We start from the raw sequence: 7914 nt of genomic DNA, 5'->3' as shown, positions 1-7914 counted from the left end.
GATCGTGAGATCATCAATCAATGCAGACACGTCTCCCAGCCCACCGTTATCGACCAGAAACAGATCGACCGGGCATTCGAGCGAAGCCGTACGCAGGCGGTCACGCGCCGCGACCAGACTGGCCAGCGTCTGCTCAAGTTGAACGGTATCGGGGTGATAAACGACGATGGAGATTGACAAACCATCGACATCGCTGGGGGGCACGCTTATTACATTCATCCGTGGTTCGACTGCGCGCCTGCATGACGAAGCGCTGGTTGGACAACTGCCGATGCATGAAATCACGCACTCATACGGTTACTGAATCGTACAAGCCCGCTTTTCGTTTGAAATGCGGGGTCGACCCGATATTTTAACGCCTGCGTGCCCGGCAGCAATCATTAAATCAGTCCCCATTTTAAGCGCCGCTTCGACTACGACAAGCCGGCACCTCGACCGCATACTATGCCCTCTCCGTACACTAAGCTAGGCAGTTTTGACCAGCCGGAACGATTCGGCCTTCGACGAGTCAATGCTGCTCGCAGGTAACACATGGTAACGGCTTGCCCTGAAATTACCGTACTCAAGTCGTACCTGCATTCCGTGTCTGCTTAGAATGTACCCACGGCTCAACATGCCAGCCATTGGATACCGTGCAACTGTGCCTGGAATGCCCGCGCGGAGCTCATCAGAGCCGCCTGAGCACAGCCTTGCCGACATCGAACCACGGCACCAGTTACGGAAGCGACAACGCAACGCCCCCCTCAATAGATAGGTCCGTTTCACTCTATGCTCAACTCCTCGTCCGTGACTCCGACCTTGATCGTGGTCTTGGGCATGCACCGTAGCGGAACAAGCGTTCTCACGCGCGCGATGGAAACGCTCGGCGCCAATCTCGGCTCGAGACTCATGCCTGCGGCAGCGGGAAACAACGACAAGGGATTTTTCGAAGATATCGACGTCAACCAGATCAACATCGATGTCATGCACGCCGCCGGCTTCGACTGGGACACCATGGCACCGATCGACTCGAACGCGATCGATATGCACCGACTCGACGAGCTCCGTGTCAAAGCCGCGGCCATGATTCGCGCAAAATGCGGTGGCAAGACTTTTGCGCTCAAGGATCCGCGCATTGCCCGCCTGTCTTGGTTCTGGCAACCCGTCCTCGCTGGCTTGCAAATCCGCGTCGTATACGTCATTGCCATTCGCAATCCAATCAGCGTTGCACGCTCGCTCCTGGAGCGCGACCAATTTGCCGAAGAAAAATCGCACATCCTTTGGCTCGCTCACACTCTTTCCGCACTCGAGATGAGCTTCGGCAGCACGCGGACACTCATGAGCTATGATGCGCTGCTGGATGCACCCCAAGCGGAATTGACGAGAATCTCATCCGAACTGGGATTGCAGCTAATCGAGTCCGAGGCTGCAACATTCGCCCGTGAATTCATCGACGGCGACCTCAGGCACACCAGATTTGCTGCGGAAGACCTCAATCTGCTTCACTCCGCGCCTCGCCAGGTCAAGGCGCTTTTCGCCGCACTCGATGAATCGGTACGATGCAGACTTCCGGCCGACAACACGTTGCTGTCCTCTGCCGCCAGAGACGCGCGCACTTATCTTGACGACATCTCGCCACTTTTAAGATATGAATGGCAGCTCGACCGGCAGTTCCACCAGGCACAAGCGTCCGAGAAAGCAAGCGACGCTGCACTTCACGATCACCAGCGCGCAACCGACACATTGCATGCAACAATTGCTTCGCTTAACGAAACAATTCACGCATTGGAGCAGCAGCAGCAAGCATGGTCCCAAGCACTGCAAAGCGCCCACAGCGAGCGTGACGATGCGTTTAACAGACAGGAAGAACTCGCGGCGCAACTGCGCTTGACCCATGCGGCGCTCGCCGACACGGAATCGAAAATGACGACCGCCAGCGCAGAACTCGATGATTTACGTAGATCACAGATCGAAATCTTGACGTCGAAAAGCTGGCGGATAACATCACCACTGCGTGCGGTCAAACGCTTGCTGAAGAGAGCCTGACCGGGCAAAGATACAACTCGCCTGACTCGTCAGGCCTCGCATTCCTTTCTAGTGAATGCGGGCCGCCATATCTCCGCCCATGCCCGTTGCGCCGATAGTGCAACATTGCACGCATCCCCTGACCGGAAAGCCCCGCGAAACAAGCAGCCATCACGCATGGCACTACGCCGCCATATCCTCGCTCAGATCCTTCTGCTCGACCCACGGCTTGCGCACGCGCGGCGGGAAATTGGGACGAAAATCGCCACCGCTTATGGTCAGATTCGGGTTATAGAACGGATCGTTCCTGATGACATCCGCCCAGATTCTGCGAAAATTGTCGCATTCCTCAAGGAACTGCCGACGGCGATCTTCGTTTGTCGGCAGTCCGAGGCTCGCCGATTCGTGATGGAAAAGCAATGCACGCGGCGTCCATACATTCGCGTAACCCGCCTGTCCCAGACGCATGCCAAGATCCACGTCATTGAACGCCACCGCGAAATTGACCTCGTCAAAACCCGAGACTTCGAGAAAGACTTCGCGACGCATCACCACGCACGCGGCCGTTACTGCCGAGTACCGCTGAGTGCACGCTGCACGACCGAAATAGCCGAACGTTTCGCCTGGCTCTCCGACATGCGGATGCCCCGCAAGGCCGCCGATACCCACGACCACGCCACTGTGTTGGATCGTCCCGTTCGGATAAAGCAGCTTGGCACCAACGGAGCCGACTTCGGGGCGCAACGCGTGCCCGACCATTTCCCGCAACCAGTTCGGTTCGATCACTTCAATGTCGTTGTTCACGAAGGCGACCAACGGCGCATCCGTCTGGGTCACGGCCCAATTATTCAGCGCGGCAAAACTGTACGGCTTGTCGTAGTCGAGCAAACGCACCTTCGGCGATTGCTGCACCTGCGCGAAATACTCCATCGTGCTCGCTTCGACGCTGCGATTGTTCACGATGACGATTTCATAGTTCTCGTAGGTCGTTTTTTCGAGAATCGAGTCGACGGCAACACGCAGCAGTTCTACCTTGTCCTTCGTCGGAATGATGATCGCGACCTTCGGCTCAGGTGCAGGAACCGGCCACGTAACCTGGTAGTAGCCGAGATGCGGCTGACGTTTCACCGTCGCACTCCGGCCGGTTCGCTCAAGATGCTCGCGAATCGCACGCTCCGCGGCCTCATACGGATACAGCTTCTCGGTCGTGGCAAGCGCGACAGAACCACTGATTGCCCGCCAGTGGTAAAGAATGAACGGAATATGCCTGATGCGCTCCGGCGTCGTTTGCTCGCTGAAGCGAAGTGTCACGTCGTAATCCTGGCTACCGTTGAACGCACTCCGGAAACCGCCGATCTCCCGCAGTATCGACGTGCGGTATACCGCCAGATGCACCACCGCGTTCTGCGACAGCATCAGATCGTAGTTCCAGTCCGACTTGAACCACGGCTCGTAGCGCTTGCCCTGCTCGTCGATCTTGTCTTCATCCGAGTAGAGCATGTCGAGATCGGGCTGCTTGTTCAGTTCCACCACGACCATATACAAGGCATGCGCGGCTAGCTCGTCATCATGATCGAGCAGCGCGCTGAACTCGCCTGTCGCAAGCGACAACGCCGAATTGGTGGCTTCGGCAATATGTCCGTTCGTCTCGCGCCGCATATATCGGATTCTTGAATCCTGCGCTGCATATCGTTCGCAAATCCGCTGCACGTGCGGTTGCGGCGACGCATCGTCGACGAGGCACAGCTCCCAGTGATCGTAGAGTTGCTCGCGGACCGACTCGATACATCGGATCAGGAACGGTTCGGGCGTGTTGTAGAGCGGAACCAGTACGGAAATGAGCGGACGATACGCCAGGCGCTGGATATGAGCAGCGATCCCGGATACGTCATCCTGCGACAACGTATCGTAGCGTGTCACCCAATCACCATACTCGTTGCCTGACTGGCCCGCCAAGGTATCGATCGTGCGATCCCTGAGGGCATGCCGCAGCGCGCCAACGACGCCACGCGCCTTGACTAGCCGCATGGCTTGCACGGCATACGGGAAAACCAACGCGGGCTTATCGCGCAGCACACGGATCACCGGCTTCATGCGACGCCACGCCAGCGAAAGCCTTGACATGGGTTGAATCGAGAACCGCTTGATCCTGAAACGTCCGGGGCAACTCATCGGATCCAGGCGAATCGCCTGTACATTCGCCGGGAATACGACCATCGCACCCTGAGACGACAACGACGCTGCGGGCAGCGCCTGCGCAAGCTCCTGTGAAAAACCGGCTCCGGCATTGAAATAGAACGTCGGCGCAAGAATCCCGCTCTCGAGTTCGACCTCAAGCGTGACAAGGTTCCACCCTGCCGAGATTCGAGCATTACCGAAATCAAGCAGAAAATAAGGATCCGCCCCGGTGGCAACCCACCACGGCCCGTCAGGCGTCAAATCATTCGCGGGGTTGAGCGTCGGCTCGATCATATGAGTCATTTTTGAGTTGACGAGTTGCGGGACAGACTATCGCCGCCGGGAATTTGCACAAACAGGTCGCTTACCGTCTGATCGAATCGCAGCGTTGAACAATCGACTGCGACACGCTCAAGCGCGTTCGCCCGTACGGCGTTCCACAACACCTCGTCGCTATACAAGCGCACACATGCGTCGGCATATGCATCGGCATCATCCTCGGCTAGCAGGTGCACACCGGACTCCCACCCGAGTTGTTCGGCAATCAATCGGGTGGTCACCATTGGAACACCATACGATGCGGCACTATGCGCCTTTAGCGGGATGCCTGCGGCGATTCGAGTCGGGGCAATGACGACTCGTGCAGCGTCGTACCATGGCTCGAGTTCATCGACTCGGCCGACTAGGTGTACCGATCGATCCTTCAATGCGAAAACACTGGCTGCCCGGTTGTAGCCGACGACGTGGAGCTTAAGATCGGCACCAAGTTTCTCGAGAATCCTCGGCCAGATTTGCGTGACGAACCAGCGCAGCGAATCGGCATTGGGCGATTTGTCGTCGTGAATCCCACCGACGAACAGGAAATCGGAACGTTGCGCGAACGCACGCGGCGTCGGCGTCGGCTCGACCGCATGGCCGAGCACGTAGACGGGTCCCACGCCATGCGATTCGAATTGACGCTTCTCGGCTTCGGACACGGAAATGATCGCCTTGGCCGGACGGGTCAACGCAATTTCGTCTGCAATCATCTTGCGTGCTTCGTCTGACGACACGGTCTCGCCGGACAACTTTCGCTCCAGCAGTACTCGCGACGAGAACAACGATTCTGCGTCGTAAATGATAGCCGTGTCGCTCACCCACGGTGACTTGCCGCCGTTGGTTGCCCCGAGAAACGCTTCCATATTGTGCGGACGGCAAACCACGATTGCGTCGTAGTAGCCTGCCCGCTCCTTAAGAAATCGCGGAAGCTCGCGCGCGGAATGGTCACGCATTACCTCCACTGAAGCCGGAACCGTGCGCCGGATGGCTGGCCAGCTCTCGTCGTGGCGGAACATCGGGAAAAGCGTGATGTCTGCTCCCGCCTTTTCCAGCGCGCACAGAAGTTCCAGCGCGCGCGGGTACCCCGATCCCAGGCTTTCATGCGGGACACGGTCCTCGATAAAGAGAAGTTTCTTCCGGTTGCTGCGAGCTGCACGTGCCCACAGAATCTTGTCCGGTGCCGCCTCCTGCTGCTCCCGGAGCCAGCCCGCGTGCCGCTCGCGGAATATCGCGTGGTTTCGTTGTTGCAGTTGTAAAGCCTGGGCACTGGTCGATGCACTGCCGAATTCGTAATGCATGATCACGACGTCTGGATCGAACACCACGCGGTGCCCTGACTCCCACAATCGCAGGCAATAGTCTGTTTCCTCGTAGTAGGCAGGCGCATAGCGTTCGTCGAACGCATTCAGGCTTTCGAACAATTGGCGCGGGGTCAACAGGAACGCCCCGGAGCAATAGTCGACATCGCGGCGGAACATGTATTCCGCACCATCAGGTGCGGCACCTCGGCCATAGCCCGTGCATGCACCGTTTTGCCAGACTACGGATCCAGCCTCCTGAAGTAATCCGTCGGGCAGGATGATGCGTCCTCCGACAGCACCGATATCGCCTTCCGCCTCGCAAAGCGCAATCGCTGCCTCCAGCGAGCCCGCCATTAGAAGTGCATCGTTGTTGAGGAACAGCAAATACTTGCCGCGCGCCTCCTTCGCCGCCTGGTTCGTGCCTTTCAGGAAGTGCAAGTTCTCCTTGCTGCGGATGATTGTTGCACCTTCGATACGGTCGAGCAGTCGGGACGTTGCATCGGTCGATGCATTGTCAAGGATGATAACTTCCGCCTTGATCGCGCTATCGCTCAGCACTTCGGCAATCGATGCCAAACATGCATAGCTCAACTCGACGCTGTTATAGAAGATCAGCAAAATGCTGACGTCGGGCTCGGCATGCCGTTTGAATCGCAGCATTCCGCTCGAGGTCAGGAACGCGTCGAAACGAACCTTGAATCCGGCGCGCATCGCCGCTTTCGCATCGGTTCCCAGAGCGGCGTTGGAAGACCCCGGGGCCGTCGTCAACGATCCACCGGGACCGGACGCACCGGCGGCTGAAAGCGCCAGCGGCTTCACCGCTCCCGAGCCGCGAAGCCGCGTAATCACGGCACGCATCGGTGCCGTCACTCGCCAGGATGTGGAGTTCCGAAACGATTGAACGATCTGATCGCGTTCGCGAAGCTCGCTCTCCATCAATCTGTGCAGCTGTTCTTCATACTCGCTGCGTTGCTGGGAAAGTTTCACTTCCAGCCGCTCGACTTCGGAAGAGAGACGCGCGCACTCTGCCTTGCTTGCCGCGTGGATCGATTGCTCTTCCCGTGCCCGCGCCAGATCTGCCTCAAGCACAACGATGCGTTGACGGAGGGCCTCTTGAGCGGCAACTGCATCCTCGGCGCCTGATTCAAGCGTCTGTCGAACCGCCCGCTCCTGTGCCAGCTCCGACGCAAGTGCGCCGATACGCTCATCGAATCCGGCCTTGGCAGACTGCGCTTCATGCGAGAGCCGCACGATCTCGCCACTCAGGTTATTGGCATGCCTGTCGAGATCAACTGCCTGAACATGACGGCGAAATGCCTCGCCGCGCGCCGCGAACATTGCCCGAATCGTCGATGCAGCTGCCGGATCGTCACCGAGCGCCATCAGTTTGGCAATTAACGGTGCACTCTCGGCCCCAATACAAAGCACGCCAAGCCCCTCGGAGTTGTCGAACTCGAACGACGGGTACTTGGCCGACAGTTCCTGCCAAAGCTGCCAGACTCCGAACCCTCGCTCGCGCACGTTGATATCGTGAAACAGGACAACTGCTTGATCCGAGAGAGCGTCGAACCATGTATCGAAATCGTGCTTAACCGCCTCGTAGGTATGCAAGCCGTCGATATGGAGCAGATCGATCTCTCCTTGCGGACGAGTCGGAAAGTATGCCCTCGCCTCGTCGAACGTCATTCTGAGGAGCTTCGAGAACCCCGCGTAGTGAAGGTCGTTGAACTTGGATATGCTCTCGAATACATCCTCGTCGTACTGGCCGGCATGCTCGTCTCCCTGCCACGTATCGACGGCAAAGCAGCGCGTCGATAACCCGTACTGAGATACTGCCTGACAGAACGCCGAATAGGAATTGCCGCTGTGAGTGCCCAACTCCACCAGCACCCGTGGCTGTACCGCTTTCACGAGCCAGAATGCGGTTGCGATGTGCCCCGCCCATGCACCCGGAGAAACAAGCCGGCGGGGCTCCCAGAACAGCTCCCCGTCGATGCCCAAGGCCTCGATAATTTCGGGAAGCAAATATTGACCAGTTGTATTTTCCACTTGATTCCTTCGTAGTCGGATGACTGTGCCGCCCCCGCCAGCAATCGATCCTGTGTTCAGGCGA

The 7914-nt window shown here is 58.0% G+C and carries 3 protein-coding genes and 1 pseudogene; 1 reads left to right on the top strand and 3 read right to left on the bottom strand.

The window, feature by feature from the left end:
• Nucleotides 1-204: pseudogene (locus JMF86_RS04055) on the bottom strand (glycosyltransferase family 2 protein); the annotation flags it as partial.
• A 564-nt stretch (nt 205-768) separates the two neighbouring features.
• Here JMF86_RS04055 and JMF86_RS04050 point away from each other — a divergent pair.
• Complete coding sequence (locus tag JMF86_RS04050) at nt 769-2025, top strand: sulfotransferase family protein (RefSeq protein ID WP_054927455.1); 1257 nt, start codon at nt 769-771, stop codon at nt 2023-2025.
• 162 nt (nt 2026-2187) lie between these two features.
• On the opposite strand, the gene JMF86_RS04045 is transcribed toward JMF86_RS04050, so the two are convergent.
• Together JMF86_RS04045 and JMF86_RS04040 are read right to left on the bottom strand one after the other, a co-directional pair.
• A complete protein-coding gene (locus JMF86_RS04045) occupies nt 2188-4476 on the bottom strand; it encodes a glycosyltransferase family 2 protein (protein WP_175809004.1) in 2289 nt (762 codons plus the stop codon).
• 5 nt (nt 4477-4481) lie between these two features.
• Nucleotides 4482-7850, bottom strand: a complete 3369-nt coding sequence (locus tag JMF86_RS04040; protein WP_197285581.1) for a class I SAM-dependent methyltransferase — start codon at nt 7848-7850, stop codon at nt 4482-4484.
• Nucleotides 7851-7914 lie beyond the last annotated feature (64 nt).

This window comes from Burkholderia sp. E168m15, from assembly GCF_016586105.1.
Lineage (GTDB): Bacteria > Pseudomonadota > Gammaproteobacteria > Burkholderiales > Burkholderiaceae > Burkholderia > Burkholderia orbicola.
Note: the sequence above shows the minus strand (reverse complement) of the source record. Positions and strands in the feature narration are given on the sequence as shown.

What these genes read in the sequence shown, in the direction of transcription:
- JMF86_RS04050 (WP_054927455.1), top strand. Translation starts at nt 769, where the DNA reads ATGCTCAACTCCTCGTCCGTGACTCCGACCTTGATCGTGGTCTTGGGC.
- JMF86_RS04045 (WP_175809004.1), bottom strand. Translation starts at nt 4,476, where the DNA reads ATGATCGAGCCGACGCTCAACCCCGCGAATGATTTGACGCCTGACGGG.